The organism is Gracilibacillus saliphilus, assembly GCF_010994085.1.
Classification (GTDB): Bacteria; Bacillota; Bacilli; order Bacillales; family Amphibacillaceae; genus Gracilibacillus; species Gracilibacillus lacisalsi.
This window is the reverse complement of sequence record NZ_WJEB01000006.1, coordinates 79733-98004: the sequence shown is the minus strand read 5'-3', so window position 1 is coordinate 98004 and position 18272 is coordinate 79733. Positions and strand designations below refer to the sequence as shown.

Annotated in this window: 16 protein-coding genes and 1 riboswitch; of the genes, 8 read left to right on the top strand and 8 right to left on the bottom strand. The window is 37.1% G+C overall.

Annotation, left to right across the window (positions count from 1 at the left end; genetic code table 11):
- On the top strand, positions 1–1167 hold the full coding sequence (locus GHT08_RS08570; protein WP_163581010.1) for a Ger(x)C family spore germination protein: 1167 nt from the start codon (positions 1–3) through the stop codon (positions 1165–1167).
- Between the two features lie 144 nt (positions 1168–1311).
- On the opposite strand, the gene GHT08_RS08565 is transcribed toward GHT08_RS08570, so the two are convergent.
- Positions 1312–2391, bottom strand: a complete 1080-nt coding sequence (locus GHT08_RS08565) for a GerAB/ArcD/ProY family transporter (protein WP_163581009.1) — start codon at positions 2389–2391, stop codon at positions 1312–1314.
- 156 nt (positions 2392–2547) lie between these two features.
- Here GHT08_RS08565 and GHT08_RS08560 point away from each other — a divergent pair, with 156 nt between their 5' ends.
- The 4 genes from GHT08_RS08560 to GHT08_RS08545 all read left to right on the top strand — a co-directional run bounded on the left by GHT08_RS08560 (position 2548) and on the right by GHT08_RS08545 (position 6822).
- Positions 2548–3375, top strand: coding sequence for an ATP-grasp domain-containing protein (locus GHT08_RS08560; RefSeq protein ID WP_163581008.1), 828 nt, complete (start codon positions 2548–2550; stop codon positions 3373–3375).
- A 261-nt stretch (positions 3376–3636) separates the two neighbouring features.
- Positions 3637–5118: a DUF1538 domain-containing protein gene (locus GHT08_RS08555; protein WP_163581007.1), complete on the top strand. Its 1482-nt coding sequence runs from the start codon at positions 3637–3639 to the stop codon at positions 5116–5118.
- The gene (locus tag GHT08_RS08550) at positions 5118–5783 is read left to right on the top strand and encodes a P-II family nitrogen regulator (RefSeq protein WP_163581006.1); all 666 of its coding nucleotides are present in this window, start codon (positions 5118–5120) and stop codon (positions 5781–5783) included. Before GHT08_RS08555 ends, GHT08_RS08550 begins: the two co-directional genes overlap by 1 nt.
- A gap of 184 nt (positions 5784–5967) precedes the next feature.
- Positions 5968–6822 carry an aminoglycoside 6-adenylyltransferase gene (locus GHT08_RS08545; RefSeq protein WP_163581005.1) on the top strand — a complete coding sequence of 285 codons (855 nt, stop codon included), beginning with the start codon at positions 5968–5970 and terminating at the stop codon, positions 6820–6822.
- A 168-nt stretch (positions 6823–6990) separates the two neighbouring features.
- On the opposite strand, the gene GHT08_RS08540 is transcribed toward GHT08_RS08545, so the two are convergent.
- Positions 6991–7575 (bottom strand): TetR/AcrR family transcriptional regulator, encoded by a 585-nt coding sequence (locus GHT08_RS08540; RefSeq protein WP_153835500.1) that lies wholly within the window; start codon positions 7573–7575, stop codon positions 6991–6993.
- A gap of 144 nt (positions 7576–7719) precedes the next feature.
- On the opposite strand from GHT08_RS08540, the gene GHT08_RS08535 reads away from it, so the two are divergent.
- Positions 7720–8619, top strand: a complete 900-nt coding sequence (locus GHT08_RS08535; protein WP_163581004.1) for an ABC transporter ATP-binding protein — start codon at positions 7720–7722, stop codon at positions 8617–8619.
- 4 nt (positions 8620–8623) lie between these two features.
- Positions 8624–10219: an ABC transporter permease gene (locus GHT08_RS08530; protein ID WP_163581003.1), complete on the top strand. Its 1596-nt coding sequence runs from the start codon at positions 8624–8626 to the stop codon at positions 10217–10219.
- 10 nt (positions 10220–10229) lie between these two features.
- Here GHT08_RS08530 and GHT08_RS08525 read toward each other — a convergent pair whose 3' ends face one another.
- From GHT08_RS08525 to GHT08_RS08505, 5 genes are all read right to left on the bottom strand, one after another.
- Positions 10230–10607, bottom strand: coding sequence for an SLAP domain-containing protein (locus GHT08_RS08525; RefSeq protein ID WP_163581002.1), 378 nt, complete (start codon positions 10605–10607; stop codon positions 10230–10232).
- A gap of 447 nt (positions 10608–11054) precedes the next feature.
- Positions 11055–11948: a MetQ/NlpA family ABC transporter substrate-binding protein gene (locus GHT08_RS08520; RefSeq protein ID WP_163581001.1), complete on the bottom strand. Its 894-nt coding sequence runs from the start codon at positions 11946–11948 to the stop codon at positions 11055–11057.
- 30 nt (positions 11949–11978) lie between these two features.
- Complete coding sequence (locus GHT08_RS08515; RefSeq protein ID WP_163581000.1) at positions 11979–12647, bottom strand: methionine ABC transporter permease; 669 nt, start codon at positions 12645–12647, stop codon at positions 11979–11981.
- Positions 12640–13665 carry a methionine ABC transporter ATP-binding protein gene (locus GHT08_RS08510; RefSeq protein WP_153835495.1) on the bottom strand — a complete coding sequence of 342 codons (1026 nt, stop codon included), beginning with the start codon at positions 13663–13665 and terminating at the stop codon, positions 12640–12642. Before GHT08_RS08510 ends, GHT08_RS08515 begins: the two co-directional genes overlap by 8 nt.
- An 88-nt stretch (positions 13666–13753) precedes the next feature.
- Positions 13754–13860: riboswitch (SAM riboswitch) on the bottom strand.
- A 144-nt stretch (positions 13861–14004) separates the two neighbouring features.
- Complete coding sequence (locus tag GHT08_RS08505; protein ID WP_238343531.1) at positions 14005–14673, bottom strand: SIMPL domain-containing protein; 669 nt, start codon at positions 14671–14673, stop codon at positions 14005–14007.
- Positions 14674–15472: 799 nt separating this feature from the next.
- Here GHT08_RS08505 and GHT08_RS08500 point away from each other — a divergent pair.
- A complete protein-coding gene (locus GHT08_RS08500) occupies positions 15473–16477 on the top strand; it encodes a DUF3231 family protein (RefSeq protein ID WP_163580999.1) in 1005 nt (334 codons plus the stop codon).
- 422 nt (positions 16478–16899) lie between these two features.
- Here the strand turns inward: GHT08_RS08500 and GHT08_RS08495 are convergent, their stop codons facing one another.
- Entirely contained in the window at positions 16900–18261 is a 1362-nt protein-coding gene (locus GHT08_RS08495; RefSeq protein ID WP_163580998.1) for a PFL family protein, read from the bottom strand.
- Between the last annotated feature and the right edge of the window lie 11 nt (positions 18262–18272).

Below are 18272 nucleotides of genomic sequence, written 5' to 3'. Positions count from 1 at the left end.
ATGAAGAAAATAGTACCTTTTTTTATGGTGATTTTGTTGAGTGGGTGTTGGGATGTAGAGGAATTAACAGAGGTTGGGATTGTGGCTGCGATGGCAATTGATATGGATCAACAATCAGGGGAATATCAGCTTACCTCAGAATTTTTAAGGCCATCAGCTGAGAGTACATTTGTCTCTTCTCAAGACGAACCTTTTTTAACGGTCTCGGTATCAGGAAGGTCGATGTCTGAATTATTAAGGAAAACAAATCATAAAATAGATCGAAAAGGCTTCTATGCACATAACAAAGTAGTGATTGTCAGTGAAGAAGTTGCCCGAGAAGGATTACTACCCATATTCGAAACATTTCAACGAGAACAGGTAGTGAGAAGTTATGTGTGGCTAGGCGTGACAAGGGGGACAAGTGCTTCTTCCGTTCTGGAGAAGCAAAAAAATAGTATCGCAAAGGTTCCTGCCGATTTTCTTAATGGTTTATTTGACAATGCAGAGTATGAAGCTGTTTCGTTTAATTTATTGAAGTTTTATAAGCAATCATTGAGGCAAGGGCAAAATCCCGTATTAGGTGTTATAACTTTTCAACAGAATGAACAGAGTGCAGAACCTGATGTGCATTTGTCTGGTGGAGCAGCTTTTAAAAAAGATAAACTTGTTGGGTTTATGAATAATGATGAAACAAGTGCGTATAATTGGATCACTACCATTCACAGAAATAGCCAACAAGGTGCACTAACTTTTCCTTATAAAGAGGATAAATTTATTACACTGAATTTAGTTAATATTAATTCAACTATTAAGCCCGAAGTAACGAATCAAAAGGATATCTCCTTTACAGTTGAAATAAAGCAACAATTGGAAGTTGCAGAACGTCAGGAATTACAAAAAACCGAAACAAGAAAAGAACTTGCGCAAGTAACAGTAGAACTTGAAAAAACGGCAGAAAAAGAAGTGAAAGATAAGGTAGAACAAGTTATAACGAAAGCACAGGAAGAATTTCAAGCAGATATTTTTGGGTTTGGGGCAGCGCTACGCAATAAGTATCCCAAAGTCTGGAACAACGTAAAAGATAATTGGAGTGAAGAATTTGCCAATGTTCCCTATGAAATAAAGGTGGAGATCGAAGTTTTAAATACCGGGTTACTAGATGGATCATTACATCCTAACGAATAATTTAGTGAAAGATCCTTTTAAATATGTGATATATAAGTACGAGTAATAAGATGACAGCATAAGCTAACCCTCCGAATATTAAAAAGCCTAAGAAAGGGTCAGCTTTCAGTAATTCCATAGTTATAGGCATGGATATCCTCCTTTTTACTTTCTATGTTTCTGCTTTACTTTAATAATGAGCAATATGAGTAAGGGGAGGAGTGCATATATCCAGATATTGTAGATACCTCCCTCCATCCCTTTCCATCGTTGATCATCTAAATTTTCAAAGCGTAGTATGGAAAGAAACGGAAGTGCTAAACCAAAAATAGTAATAACCCATTTAGCGTTGGATTTATTTATTAACCATGTAAAAGCTAAAGCAAAGCCATAAAAATGGATAGCAGTTTTGTAAAATCCGCCGATAAACATAATAAACACACCGATTATATCAAGGTTGGTAAAAATCATCGCAATATGAACCGAGAGCATTGTCTCGAGCAATGGTATTTCCGAACTTGCTGTCAGTTCAGCACCTAAGACAGCAATAAAGACAATATTAGCTATTAATAATAAAAATGTCGAAACCGTAACAGCAATATACGTTGTTTTACGAATACCTTTCTGCTTGTTGACATAATGCCAAATGACGAGAAAGACAACCATCTCACCAAAGGGGAACGCAACAACTTTTGGGATTTCTTTAAGGACTGGTTGGTATCCCTCGCCTAGAATGGGTAATAAATTTGTTATCTCAAACTCACCGGAAATCATATTCATAAAATAAGCAGCGAGTAAGATAAAGAAAAGATAGGGGAGAAATATTTCAATTGATCGACCAAGGACCTCAATTCCTTTATGTAAAATATAAACCATGACGACGATGAATAAATACAGAGTAACGAGAAGTGGTGTTCTAGGTAGTGCCGTCATTTGAATCAAGGCACCAAATTCATAGAAATTATGTGTCGATTGACCTAGAAAATACATACTATACATGAATAATAACGGTTTAGCTAGTATCACACCAAGACAGTCGTTTAAAATTTCGGAAAAATTTTGTTTAGGGTAATGTTTCGGTATTTCAGTATATACCCATAATAAAATAAAGCTGAGAACAAAAGACACTAACACAACGATCCATGCATCCCTTTTAGCTCCTACACCTAGGGCAAACAATGTCGTACTTCCAATCTCAAATGTTACGATGAGTGCAAAAAGCTGAATATTTGATATTTGTCTCATGTCTCATTACTCCCAAGGAAAAGATTATGGATTTCTTTTTATGCATACCAGTATAGCTTTAACATTTTTGCCATAATAACTGAAAAATATAACGTATCTGTCAATAAAGGTACATGCTATACTGAGAATAAAGTGGAACAAAGGAGAAGTAATCGTATGAATGGTTGGCTGATTTACCGAAAAGAGGACGCCGAGAAGAATAAGACTTTTATTGATTGGCTACAAACAGAAGCAGAAGCGCTCGAAATAGAGTTAGAGCTTGTTATCTATCATGAGCTGACATATGGTATTCAGGATCGTCGCCTTTTTATAGATTGGAAAGGGCAAGATTACCCGGATTTTGTAATGATGAGAGCAATCGATCCACTCCTCTCTCAGCAATTCGAGTTACTAGGTATCCGGGTTTATAACGATTCAAGAGTGGCTACTATTGCTAATGATAAAGCACAAACACATCAACTATTTGCTAGCTATGGAATTCCAATGGTTGATACATACTTTATAAAAAAAGCTGAATTAATGGAGTACTCATTTTGTTTTCCCATTATAGTAAAAGCCGTTAATGGAAGAAGCGGAAATCAAGTACATATGCTTGATTCGTTAGCAGATTTACCGCCGTTAACGAGTGAGAGATACATTGTCCAATCGTTAGCAATACCTGGAAAAGATCTGCGCGTCTTTGCCATGGGTGGTAAAGTGATTGGAAGTGTACTTCGAGAATCAGATAGCGATTTTCGTGCAAATTATACACTTGGTGGAAAAGCAACACTGTATCCATTATCTTCGTCAGAGCAGGAATTGGTGGATAAAATCATTTCTATTTTACCAGCTGATTTTATAGGAATTGATTTTGTCTTTGATAAACAAGGGGGACTTTTGTTCAATGAAATAGAAGATATAGTCGGAAGCAGAACACTCACGAGTCTAACAGATATAAATATTGCGAAACTATATTTGGAACACATTTTGAAAAGTGCCCGATAAGTAAACGAAAGTGCCCGATATCAATTGAAAAGCGCCCGGAAAATGTCCAAAAGTGCCCGATATCTCTCTGAAAACGCCCGATATCCACCAAAAAGTGCCCGATACTAAAGCAGACGGAATCAAGAGGTGTCTGCTTTGTGGGAACTTATTTTCTTATGCTATACTATTTTTAACTACATTTATTCCCCATATTTCCGTTCTATTTTTATTACATATCATAGAGAACAATAACCATCTGAAGAAGAGAGGAATGTATCTGGTTTGAATATTTTATTATCAAAACTCCTGGAAGTTGTACTAGCAGTACTTCCCATAACAATTATTGTCGTCATTTTAAATTTTACCCTGACTTCACTTGATGTTACCTTAATTATCCGCTTTTTAATTGGAGCAGTCTTTATTATTATCGGTTTATCGATCTTCTTATTAGGTGTTGATCTTGGAATCACCCCGATTGGTAAACACCTTGGAAAAACGATTGCGAAATCAAATCGCTTATGGATTGTGATCATTGCCGGATTATGTTTAGGGTTTATTATTTCCATTGCGGAACCAGACCTACACATTTTAGCAGGACAGGTTGAGATGGTAACCGCAGGAGCAATCGGGAAATTTATCTTAGTTGTGGTAGTATCACTTGGTATTGCAGTTTTGCTTTCGCTTGGTCTCGTAAGAATTGTTCACAACATACCTTTATTTAAAATACTCACAGTGCTGTATGGGATTGTCTTTATAATAGCAATCTTTACTTCACCACAACTTTTAGCGATTTCTTTTGATGCATCTGGTGCGACTACAGGTGCGATGACGGTACCTTTTATTCTCGCATTATCGATTGGTATCTCTGTATTGAAAAAGGATAGCAAAGCATCAGAGAAAGACAGTTTCGGGCTTGTAGCGATTGCGTCTGTCGGTGCGATTATTGCAGTTATGTTGATGAGTATCATTACCAACCAAGCGAAATTGACAGGAACAATGGAACAAGATCATCCTGTTTCAGATTCTGTATTTGCACCATTTCTTCACGAATTTGGTCATATTGCGCAAGAAGTAATCCTCGCGTTGTCACCAATCATCGTGATATTTTTAGTATTCCAAAAACTATCATTTAAACTGTCAAAAACTAATTTCCGTAAAATTATCACAGGTCTTGTCTTTACTTTTATTGGGTTGGTCCTTTTTCTAGTCGGAGTAAATGCAGGATTTATGGAATTAGGTACCGAATTAGGACATAGTATTGCCTCCTTGGACAATAAAGCGTATATTGTTATTATTGGTTTAATCTTAGGGATTGTTACGATATTGGCAGAGCCTGCTGTGTATGTATTAACAAATCAGATTGAAGATGTAACAAGTGGTTATGTTAAACGTAAAGTGGTCCTCTTTACATTAGCAATCGGAGTCGGAATTGCTGTTGCCTTATCAATGCTGCGAATTTTAGTTCCAGAATTACAATTGTGGCATTATCTTTTACCAGGTTACCTAATAGCAGTTGCGTTAATGTATGTGGCACCGAAATTATTTGTTGGTATCGCATTTGACTCTGGTGGTGTTGCATCAGGACCGATGACTGCAACTTTTATTCTGGCATTTACCCATGGAGCAGCGGATGCGATTGAAGGGGCAGATGTTATTGTTGACGGATTCGGGATGATAGCAATGGTAGCATTAACACCACTTATTACACTACAATTATTAGGGCTGATCTTTAAGATGAAGTCACGAAAAGGAGGCATGGAATAATGTTGCCTAATAAGAAAACACCTCAATTTGAAATCATACATGTCATTGTCAAATTCGGCATAGGAAGTAAAATTTTAAAAGAAGCTAAAAAGTGCGGTGTGAAAGGTGGAACCCTTTTTCTTGGAAAAGGAACGATCAGTAATAAATTGTTAAATTTATTGTCGATCACAGACATGCGTAAAGAGATTGTCATGATGATCTCCAATCGCAAAACAAGTAAAAAAACTTTAGAACATTTAAATAAAGTGTTTCGTTTCGATAAGCCTAACCACGGGATCATTTTTACTACATCTTTAACGAGTTTGATGGGAACAAGAAGCTGTCAAATAGACGAGGATGAGGAAAGAGGTGAAGAAGAGATCATGTACCAGAATATTATGGTTGTAGTTGATAAAGGAAAAGCGGAAGAGGTTATTGAAGCAGCGCAAAAAGGTGGTTCTAAAGGTGGAACAATTATCAATGCACGTGGATCGGGCGTCCACGAGACGAGTAAGTTGTTCTCCATGGATATTGAACCTGAAAAAGAAGTCGTGATGATACTGTCAGATGAAAATTATACCGATGCCATTTGTGAAAAAATTAGTGAAGATCTGAAAATAAATGAACCCGGTAACGGCATCATCTTCGTACAAGATGTAAATAGAACATACGGAATTTATGAGTAAATCTTTTTTTTCGGGGACGCTCCTCAACTAACTTGCCAGAGAAGCTCGCTATTTACTTAGTAAAAAAGTAAGTATGTTATTTCTTGTTAGCGTTGTAGAGCATGATGATAGCGAAGACCGACCACTTTAACTCATGTAGGCAGCTAGAGTGGTGGTCAAGCAGTTGAAAAAAGGAGAATTATAAATGCGTAATGAAAAGGAAATGATCGATTTAGTGATGGATTTTGCTAAAGCAGATGATAGAGTTCGTGTAGTAGGAATGAATGGTTCCCGTACCAATCCTAATATTAAAAAAGATCGATTCCAGGATTATGACATCGTTTACCTAGTAACAGACATGGCTTCTTTTCTGGAAAACAGGGAGTGGATTGATTATTTTGGGGAGCGCATGATTATGCAAACACCGGAAGAATCAGCATTATTTCCTGCTACTTTAGGTAACTGGTTTACCTTTTTGATGCAATTTACTGATGGAAACAGAATCGATTTAATGCTTATTCCTTTAGAAGAGTTAGATCTTTATCTGCAAAATGATAGCTTAACCGAAATATTATTAGATAAAGATAACCTAATAGCAAACCGCCCGGTCCCGGATGAGAGCAGTCATTTTCTGAAAAAGCCGTCAGAGCAGCATTTTACTGATTCCTGTAATGAATTTTGGTGGGTATCTCCATATGTAGCCAAAGGGCTGTGCCGAGGAGAATTTTTTTATGCGACCTTTCATCTTGATAGAGTATTACGAGAGGAATTGTTACGAATAATAGCATGGAATGTTGGTGCGGAGCATGATTTCAAAGTGAATCTTGGTGCTGTTAATAAGTTTCTCCATCATTATCTAGATAATGATGTATTGAAAGCGTTACAAGAAACCTATCACATAAATTCGTTGGACAAATGTTGGGAAGCATTATTTTCAATGCAAGAAATATTTCGTCAACAGGCAAAGCAATTAGCAAATCGCCTTGGATTCGATTATCCTGATCAGTTTGAAAAAGTTATACCATATATTCATAATCTTCATCAGCAATACAGCAATTGAAATCACAATAGAAAAACAAAGGAATGTTAAAAATGATCTTCATTTTTGCGGACATTTAGTACGTTATTTCGACTGAAATATGCCTATATGAGGAGTTCGTCAACACCTCTTGATGTGAGAACGGTGACTGGTACGATGATGTCATCGAAGCTCCTCCTTGCTAAACCGTTAATTTCTTTTCCCCATCATACCATAGAAGAACAGCTTAGTAATATCTTCAGCTAACGGTAAAATATAGTCGCTGACATTGTCTTGTTTCATATAATCTTTAAACATATGAATATAGATCATAATCGCTTCTGTTGAAATATCTTGATGAATATATCCTGTGCTTTTCCCTTCCTCTATCAGCTGGTTGAATAAAGGGAGTGCTTTTTCCTGATATGCCATATCAATATATGACCCTTCATTTGTAAAATCATTCATCAGATAGTGATAAAATTCCTCATTTATTTTTGCTGCATCATCCGTTTTGTTGAAAATAATCTGTTCAATTTTCTCCGGAAACTGAACATCACTGTCTATTATATCTAGGAATTTTTGATATTCCTTTTCGACGAAATAAATCATTGTTTCATGAATCAGTTTTTCTTTGCTTTCGAAATAATTATATATGGTAACCTGGGAGACATTCGCTTCACTTGCTATTTTGGCGATCGGAACATTTTTAATTCCGTCATTAGAAAATAGTTGAAGTGATGCTTCCAGGATTTTATTCATCTTTCGTTGAGTTCTTTTTTTGAATCCATCCATTGTTGTCACCTCTTATATAGTATTTTAAGTTAAATTATGAAATATAACAACAGATTTATTTCAAAAAATCCTTGATAATAGTCATATACTTCTATAATATGAAATATATAAGTTAATATATTTCAAAACTTAGGAGGTTTTGATATGAATATGATTGATGTAAAAGGAGTAACTAAGAAATTTGGTAAGTTCACTGCTCTTAATGGGATTGATTTAGAAGTTAGGAAAGGCGAAGTTTATGGTTTTATCGGCCCGAATGGTGCTGGAAAATCGACGACTATACGTGTCTTATTAGGGATTATTCAAGCAACGTCAGGAACGGCGAAAATATTTGGAAAGGACGCCTGGAAAGATGCGGTAGAGATTCATCGTAAAGTGGTTTATGTACCGGGAGATGTCCATCTTTGGGAAAATTTAACCGGAGGAGAAATTATTGATACCTTTTTAAAATTACGTGGTGGAATTAATAAGACAAAGCGTGATGCATTAATAGAGCGATTTCAGTTAGATCCGCGAAAAAAAGCTGGGACGTATTCGAAAGGGAACAGACAAAAAGTAGCATTAATTGCTGCTTTTGCATCTGAGGCAGATTTGTTTATCTTAGATGAACCGACTTCTGGACTGGATCCTTTAATGGAAAATATTTTTCAGCAATGTGTAGAAGAAGTGAAGTATGAAGGGAAAAGTGTCCTGTTATCCAGTCATATTTTATCCGAGGTGGAAAAACTTTGTGACCGTGTCGGTATTATCAGACAAGGAGAAATGATTGAAACTGGTTCGTTAGATGAATTACGTCATTTAACAAGAACGAACATTATTATCGAAACGGAAAAATCTGCGGCAAGCTTAAGCAATCAATCAGGCATTCATCAATTTACAGAGGAAGACGGCGTATATTCATTCCAAGTAGATCCTGAAAGCCTATCGAGCGTTATGCTGAAGGTTGGTGAGTTAGGTGTCAAACGAATTGAAAGTACACCACCAACATTAGAGGATTTATTTATGCGTCATTACGAAACAGACAGTGTAGCGGAAAAGGGGTGACGGAATGCTTTTTCATCAATTGAAATTTTTGCTCAGATTTAATGCGCGTCAAAATTGGCTTGCCAGTATTATTTGGACATTGTCAATTGTTGGGATTACAGTGGTGGTAGCAGGCGCTTTTGTGAACCTTTTCGGATCTGCACAAGAACGCGATACAATGGCTCAAACGCTTGAAAACCCTGCAATGGTTGCGATGGTTGGACCGGTATATGGGATTGACAACTATACGACAGGTGCAATGATGGCGAATCAAATGCTATTGTTTACTGCTATTGTGCTCGGAATTATGAGTATATTAATGATAACCAAGTTAACTCGGAAGCAAGAGGAAGAAGGGAAATTTGAATTAATTCGCTCGATGCCGGTTGGTCGCTTATCAAGTTTGAGCAGTGCGTTAATTGTAGTTGCACTGGTTAATTTGATTATTGGATTGATAACTTCTATTGGTTTGATTCTGATTAATGTAGAAAGTATTGATGTAGAAGGTTCGATCATGTATGGAGCAGTTTTAGCGGTAACGGGCCTCATGTTTACCGGCATTACGGCAGTGATAACCCAGTTAACGGAAACATCCCGCGGTGCAATAGGGTTATCAATAGCTGTATTGCTTTTGGCTTATTTTGTTCGTGCGATTGGAGATGTCAGTAGTGAAGCGTTAAGTTTGCTATCACCATTAGGCTTAATTTTACGGACAGAAGTTTACGTGGAAAACATTTGGTGGCCAATTATCGTTTCGGTTGTGATTGCATTGGTGTTTACAGTACTAGCTTTTTACTTGCATAACCGAAGAGACCTAGGGGCAGGTTTACTGCCGTCTAAGCCTGGTAAAAAAGAAGCTTCCAAACTCTTATTATCACCACTTGGTCTCATATTACGGTTACAACGTACGCAGATCATTTCCTGGCTGGTGGCGATGCTTTTTTTAGGTGCCTCATATGGATCGGTCTTAGGTGATTTGGAATCATTCTTTGCAGATAATGAAATGTTCCAGCAACTCCTAGGAGATAATTCGGAATATACAATGACAGAACAATTTATGACGATGCTAATGGTGATTCTATCGATATTTGCGACAATCCCAATGGTCATTTCTTTTTTGAGAGTACGTGGGGAAGAGAAGAAAGAGCGTAATGACCACCTATTAACTACAGGCATTTCAAGATATAAATTACTAAGCTATTATCTTGGTGTATCAGTAGTAATAGGTGCAGTTTCATTATTTATTGCACTATATGGATTATGGGCAGCAGGAGCGGCGGTAATGGACGATCCGATTCCTTTGAAAAATATCTTGAAAGCGGGGATGTCTTATGTACCTGCGATGCTTATTATCTTAGCGCTTGCCAATCTGTTATTTGCGTTTCTGCCAAAATGGACATCATTAGTATGGGCATATCTGGTATTTTCGTTCTTCACTGTATACTTAGGTGGGATGATAGACATACCAGAATGGTTAGCAAACATTTCGAGTTTTAACCACATCCCACAAATTCCGGTAGAAGCATTTACGTGGACACCATTAGTGGTTTTGCTAGTAATTGGCCTAGTCGCTTTAATAACTAGTCAATTCGGCTATCGGAATCGAGATGAGGTAGGGTAGTGGGACAGGATTAATGTCCCACTTTCAATGAATAGGGGACATTTCGTTTATTTTCATCTCCCATTTCAGGAAAGATAAATGTCCACGGCATGCTTGTTTTAGCTGGAAAGCATAATCTGGATTCCTCAATATACTGGCTGGCTATTTGCTTGTTGTCTTGAAAGAGTTGGATGTTGATATTGGTTAAGTCCGTTTCTTCCGATTGGAAGTTATGAATTAATGTTGTAATGAGTAAGTCATTGCGGTGATTTACTGCTGTTCTGACCGGAACAAACGTGACTCCATCTTCCGCATCCTTTTTTGTTTGCTCAAAAATCTTCTTTATATCTAAACGATCTTCATTACTAATGGTTCTGTTCCACGCATCTTCAAAGTGTAATTGCTGCATAATTGTCAGCTCCTCAAAATAATTAATTGAAAGGTGTGCCTATATAGAAAGAAATCGGGAGATTCTACGAATCAAATGATTGATCGTCAATCAACAACTATCAACGAAACTGTATTTGCTTTTTACTAAGATAGTTTACAACTAGTAGAGCTTTACTTATATCATTATTTTATCAATAACTCATCGGTTACAACAACAACTTTATGTTTGCCCAGTTTTTCTTATTAGCAAAGAAAGTATAAGAATTGGGTGCCTGTCTACGCAAGCGCCCAGAAACTAGGCGATTTCACGAATCGCCCTGCGATAAGTCATCATCGGTTCGTAAGCTCACCGTGATTCCTTTATCTCAGTTGATTCTGACGCCGCTACGTTTCTAAACGGGCACTCTGCGCTTTTCTTATTAAGTTTAAAAAACACCTAGTTTCATAACTAGGTGTTGTAGTTTACTTATTCAGATACAGGAATGATTGCTCCGTCGTATTCTTCTTCCATAAATGTTTGGATTTCTTCAGAACGTAGTACATCTACTAATGTTTGGAGTGCTTCATTATCTTCATCTTCAGAACGAGCAACAATTAAGTTAGCATATGGTGAGTCAGGACTTTCAAGAATGATGGCATCTTCTGTTGGTACTAAGCCATGTTCAATTGCATAGTTCGTGTTGATTGCCACAACTGTATCTTCTTCTCTTTCATAATTTTGCGTTAAAAGCGCAGGTTCAATACTTGTATCAAACTCCAAGTTTAATGGGTTTTCTACAATATCTTCAACTGTGGCTTCAGTTGGATCAACATCTTCGTCAAGAGTAATAAGTCCTTCTTCTTGTAATAGTAACAAATTACGACCATGGTCTGGAACATTACGACTCATAATAATGGTTGTTCCTTCTTCAATATCTTCTACACTTTCAACGTTTTTAGAGTAAAATCCTATTGGTTCAATGTGAACTCCACCAAGGTCGACAAAGTCATAACCTTTTTGTTCTTTTTCAGTTTCCAAGAATGGCGTATGTTGGTAATAGTTAGCATCCAATAATCCACTATCTAAGTCTTGGTTTGGTAGTACATATTCTTGATATGTTTCAATTTGAAGCTCGATACCTTGTTCCTCTAATAATGGTGCAGCTTGTTCAAGTACTTCAGAGTGAGGAACTGCTGACGCCCCAACAACAATCTTTGTTAACTCTTCATTTTCTTCAGTTGCACCTTCATCGTTAGTTTCTTCTGTGTTTTCTTCACCATTGCTAGTGTCTTCTGCACCTTCCTCATTGTCTGCTGTACCACATGCTACAAGTGCTAAAGACAGTAATGCTGTAAGTAAAAAAATAATTAGTTTTTTCACAATAGATCATCCCTTCTTAAATTTAAAATTTTATCTTTTATCTATCACTTTGGATAGGAAATCCCCAATAAATTGAACAATAAACACGATAACTACAATAAATACAGTACAGAGAAATACTACATCAAAATCCCAGCGTTGGAAACCTTTCATATAAGCAAGGTCACCTAATCCACCAGCACCAATTACACCTGCCATCGCTGTATAGCTGATTAGGGCAATTAATGTAACGGTAAGCCCAGAAATAATCGCTGGCATCGATTCAGGTAATAATACTTTAAAAATAATCGTAGAAGCTTTTGCTCCCATAGATTTCGCAGCCTCGATAACCCCTTTATCCACTTCTTTCAAACCGATTTCGACAAGACGTGCGTAGAAAGGAGCTGATCCAATAATTAAAGCAGGTAATGCCGCTTTCCAACCACGAATTGTACCAATTAAAAAGTCAGTAAAAGGGAAAAGTAATAAAATTAATATAATAAATGGTATTGCTCGAAATACGTTAACAATAGTTGCCGAAATAAAGTTTATCCATCTATTTTGCCAAAGGTTACCTTGGTCAGTTAGGAAAAGCAATAATCCAAGTATAATCCCAAGAACAAAGGTACCAATACCGGCAAAAATGGTCATGTATAGTGTTTCCCAAGTAGCTTGCCACATATCATCCATTACTACATTTGGAAATAATTGCTCAAACATGTCTTAACACCTCTACTTCCACTCCGGTGCCTTCTAGAAAAGTAATAGTCTCCTCTAAGATTTTTTTATCACCATTTATTTCAACATATAGGGTACCATATGCCCCTTCCTGTGTTGGCGCAATCGATCCTTGTAAAATGTTTATCTCAACATCAAATTTCTTAGCTACTTCACTAATAACTGCGCGTTTTGCATTATTTCCTATAAAGTGTAATTTGACAACCTCACTATCTTCCTTGTCATTAATAAATTCTACTAAGTTTTCCTTTTCGTATTCTAAAGGATTGAGTTGCTGTACAAATCGTTTGGTCGTTTTTGATTGTGGTTTTACGAAAACATCTAGTACGTCACCTGTTTCCACAACATTACCATTTTCCATTACAGCAACACGGTGACAAATCTTTTGAATAACGTGCATTTCATGTGTAATTAATATAACAGTTAGGTTTAACTTTTTATTAATAGATACTAACAAATCTAGGATATCATCGGTAGTTTCAGGATCTAGCGCTGAAGTCGCCTCATCACAAAGTAATACTTCAGGATCATTGGCAAGTGCTCGAGCAATTCCTACACGTTGCTTCTGTCCACCACTTAATTGTGATGGGTAAGCATTCTCTTTTCCTGCAAGTCCAACAAGATTAATTAACTCTTGTACTTTCTTTTTTTGCTCTGTTTTCGAAACACTAGCGATTTCAAGTGGAAATGCAATGTTATCGAAAACGGTTCGAGACCATAGCAAGTTAAAATGTTGGAAAATCATACCTATTTTTTGGCGTTTTTTACGTAATTGGTTCGTTGACATTTTGGTAATATCTTTCTCATGGATAACAACCGAGCCATTGGTTGGCTCCTCTAATCGATTAATTAATCGAACGAAAGTACTTTTACCAGCACCACTATAACCAATAACGCCAAATATTTCGCCTTGTTCTATATTAAGTGAAACATTATCGACAGCTTGCACTTGTTGTTTTTTTGTTTGATAAAGTTTCGATAAGTTTTTTATGCGAATCATTCTTTCACTCTCCTTCGTTTACAATATCGTAAACACATAAAAAAACCTTTCTGCACTAAGAGGACAGAAAGGATGATTATTCGTTGTCCTCTTATCTTTCAAAGCATAACGCTTTGATGGATTTAGCACCTATCAGTGTAAACTGACGGTTGCCGGGTTTCATAGGGCCATTCCCTCCACCACTCTTGATAAGAGCTTTCATATACAATTCATAACCAATATAATATCATCACGGATGACATTCGTCAATTCTTTTTGAAAAAGTAAAACTATTCAGAAAATTGGAGAGGAGGAGAGTTTGTGAGTGCAAGAAATAGATAGGGAGAGCATCGAGTGTACCTAATAACGAAATTCAGCTTCCACTTTAGCTTTAATCGCTAGTCTACCTGGTTCGATAGGGGTGATAGGACTGTCTGTGGAAACTCCTAAAACTACTGGTCGGCTTTCACTTTCTTCACGTCTGGAAATTTCTTTTAAGGAATACGGAATAGAACTAATGCTTACACCTAACTCCTGCGCAATAATGCTAGCTTTTATCTGCGTATTTTCCACCGCTTTTTGGAGCGCTTCTAGATAATATCGATCTTGATTTGCTACCGTTAATTGAATGTTACGGACAGTATTTGCACCGTAATCAACGGCTGTATCAATGATTAGTCCAACTTTGTCAATTGGTTCGATAATAACCTCTAACAAATTCGTTACACGATAACCTCTAAAAATTTGAATGCCTTCATCATAGTCATACTGAATATCCATCCGGTAATCATATGTCTGGATATGATGACGGGGGATATTCTCTTGAAGCAGTGCTTGAATAATGTTGTTGGTAGACTCAGCATTCTCGCGTTGCGCTTTTTGGAGATTGGAATCTTCTGTTATAACGCCAAGGGTAACCACTGCTTGATTTGGTTCAACTGACACCGTACCATCGCCTGTTACTAGTATCGAATAATCAGTCTGACGTACTTGTGAATGAGACCTTATATTTGGGTTAGCATAATACATTGTTTTCACCTTTTCTTGTTTATTATTACTTCTACTTTATTCGGAATAAGGTGAATACATGCTTTTTCATACTAAAAAAGAAACGGAGAAATAACTAGTCGAGATAATCGGGACTTGCTTTTCGTAGTAAAAAAACCGCACAACTAATGCAAAGCAGTGGAGAATATAGAGAATAGATCTATTTTGATAAACGTCTTGCATATCAGAAGTATAAAGAGTATAAAAACAGCTAAAGATAAAAGTGGATTTTGAAAAAACACCTAAAAAACGTGCTATGCAATGTTGATACGGATTTTCCACAGTATGAACTCCTATTAAATTAACCTCCATTAATGAAAATTTCACGTGGGAAAAAACAGTATGTTAAAACCGTTACATTCAGGGCAGATGATAAACAAATGAAAATTATATAGTCTAATATTAAAGTAATGGATAAAAAGATAATTGTTCAACTAATGATTAATGTATGCGCACTTACAGATACAAATAACCAGTACATTGGGTATTGCAATCAATATACGGTTTCCAAGAATAAAATAAACGGCACACCCACTTTTAACATAGATGGACCAAACTATACCCATTAGCTTCTTTTCATGGTATAGCGACAGGGGTATCGCCTTCAGAAATACCTCTTTCCCATTTCGGAGGGGCTAAAAATGCTCAGGGTGAAAAAATTATTACTTGCTTAATTAGATATCAATTATTAGCCAGTAGCTATTGATTCATTGTTTCGGAAGAAGAGATAATATTAAACCAAGAATTTTAGACATAGTATTTACAAAAGGAATGATAGGTTATGGAAACAGATAAATCACAACTAACAGCAGCCGAAATGGGAAAACTTTGGGCAGTTTATAATGGGAATACCATGGGCAAGTGTGTACTTAGCTACTATCTTAAACATGTGGGTGATGTGGATATTAAAAAAGTTTTAGAACAAGCTTTGAATTTATCTCATTCACTTAATCAAGATATCAAACAAATATTTAATCAGGCGAACTTTCCAATCCCAGTTGGATTTACCGATGATGACGTTAACTTGGGTGCACCAAGGTTATTTTACGATGAGTTTTATCTCCATTATTTGAAATATTTAGGGAAAGCGGGGATGAGTATTTATAGCGCTGCTATTCCTTTGGTTACAAGGAAAGATGTAAGAAAGTTTTTCCTTAATGCTCTTAGTGAAACTGCCCAATTAATGGCTGCAGTCGATGACGTATTAATAGTAAAAGGAGAATTAATGAATTCACCAACCATACCCGTTCCTGAAAAAGTTGATTTTATTAAAAAACAACACTTTTTGAATGGTTTTTTGGGAGACGTTCGTCCTCTCCATGGACTAGAGATTGCTCACCTTTATGGTAACATTAACAACGATATTACAAGTAAAGCGCTCATTATAGGCTTTAGTCAGGGAGCAAGAAATGAAAAAGTTAGAACGTATTTAGAGAGAGGAAAGAATATCAATCAAAAACATATTGAAATGTTGTCAAGCAAACTGCATAAAGATAATGTTCCTGCGCCATCGCTTATAGACCATTTAGTAACTACATCGATTACGCCGGCATTCTCAGATAAACTTATGGTTTATCATAAAATAGACATGTTCTCCATGAAAATCAGAGAATATGCCAATGGTGCTTCACTGAATGGAAGAAGGGATATCGGAGCATTGTATGGACGATGTTTAATGGATGTTTCACTTTATGTAGAAGACGGTGCTAATATTATGATTGATAATGGTTGGATGGAACAACCACCAGAAGCGGTTGACCGAGAAGACCTGTCTTCAAAAGAATAATAATAGCATAACTCCTAGTCGAAGTTTAAAGTTTAATATGGTGATAAAAAAACAGAACGCTTACATTTAATGTTGAACTGCACCCCAATTGTTGGACACAATCTAACAATTGGGGTGCAGTTTTTTATGCTAAAACTACTGTGATTTAGTATCGGAACTATTTCACCAAAGGCCCATTTCTTTAATTAAGATAAGAAAGTATAAATTTTGCGCAGATGTCTAGCTCCGAGCGCCCAGAAACTAGGCGACTTCACGAATTGCCCTACGATAAAGAAGACTTGCCGATTGGTGAAACCAGAGGCTTAGTCGCACTTATGCCTTTAGGTGAAAGTCATCATCGGTTCGTAAACTCACCGTGATTCCTTTATCTCAGTTAATTCGTTCCAGTCGCTACGTTTCTAATCGGGCGCTCTGCGCTTTTCTTAATTAATCAATGATTGTAATGGTGCAGGAATTCTGCCACCACGTTGAATTAATTTATCAGAAGAAAATTCACTCACACCGATAATGGGTGCGCGACCAAGCAGCCCACCGAACTCTACGGTTTCTCCTTCTTTTTTGCCAATCACTGGTATGACCCTTACTGCAGTTGTTTTTTTATTAATCATACCAATCGCCGCTTCATCTGCAATAATGGCGGATAAAGTCTCTGGACTGGCATTGCCTTCTAAGGCGATCATATCTAATCCAACTGAGCAGACGCATGTCATTGCCTCTAATTTAGAAAGGTTTAGTGCTCCTTCTTCAATTCCACGGATCATGCCGTTATCTTCACTAACTGGAATAAAAGCGCCACTTAACCCGCCAACATAGGAACTTGCCATTGCACCACCTTTTTTAACAGCATCATTCATCAATGCTAAGGCTGCGATCGTACCGTGCGTTCCGACACGTTCTAATCCAATTTCTTCTAATATTTCAGCAACACTATCATTCATTGCATTAGTAGGTGCTAGGGAAAGGTCCATAATTCCAAAAGGTACATTTAAGCGCTCCGCGACAACACGCCCGATTATTTCGCCAGCTCTTGTAATTTTAAAAGCTGTCTTCTTAATCACGTCGGAGACTTCACCCAAATCCGCATCAGGATAACGTTTCAGGGCATGAAGGACAACACCAGGTCCACTTACTCCAACACTTAGGACTGCTTCTCCTTCACCAGCACCATGAAAAGCTCCTGCCATAAATGGATTATCCTCAACAGGATTACAGAAAACGACTAGTTTAGCGCAACCGATACTATTGTTATCTTGCGTGAATTTAGCTGTGTCGTGTATGATCTGTCCCATTTGGCGGACTGCATCCATATTAATGCCTGTTCTAGTTGTTGCAACTGAGATCGAAGAACAAACGCGCTCCGTTTTACTTAGTGCCTCGGGTAAAGCATCAAGTAGTATTTGATCTCCTTTAGAAATGCCTTTATGCACTAGGGCTGAAAAGCCACCAATAAAGTCTACATCTAAAGTTTGTGCTGCTTTGTCCAATGTTTCGGCAAGTTCAATGGCTTGTTCTTTTGTCGCGTTCCCTAACAGTTCAGCAGCAGGAGAAATCGCGATTCGTTTATTAATAATCGGAACACCATATTCTTTTGCTACTTGATTCGCAGTTGTTTGTAAGTCTTTCGCATAACTGGTGATCTTTTCGTACACTTTTTGTTTTACTTTTTCAAAATCATGATCAGCACAATCACGTAAGCTTATTCCCATTGTTACCGTACGAATATCAAGGTGCTCCATTTCTACCATACGTATTGTTTCTTGAATTTCGGTAAAAGCTATTGGCATCTGTTACCCTC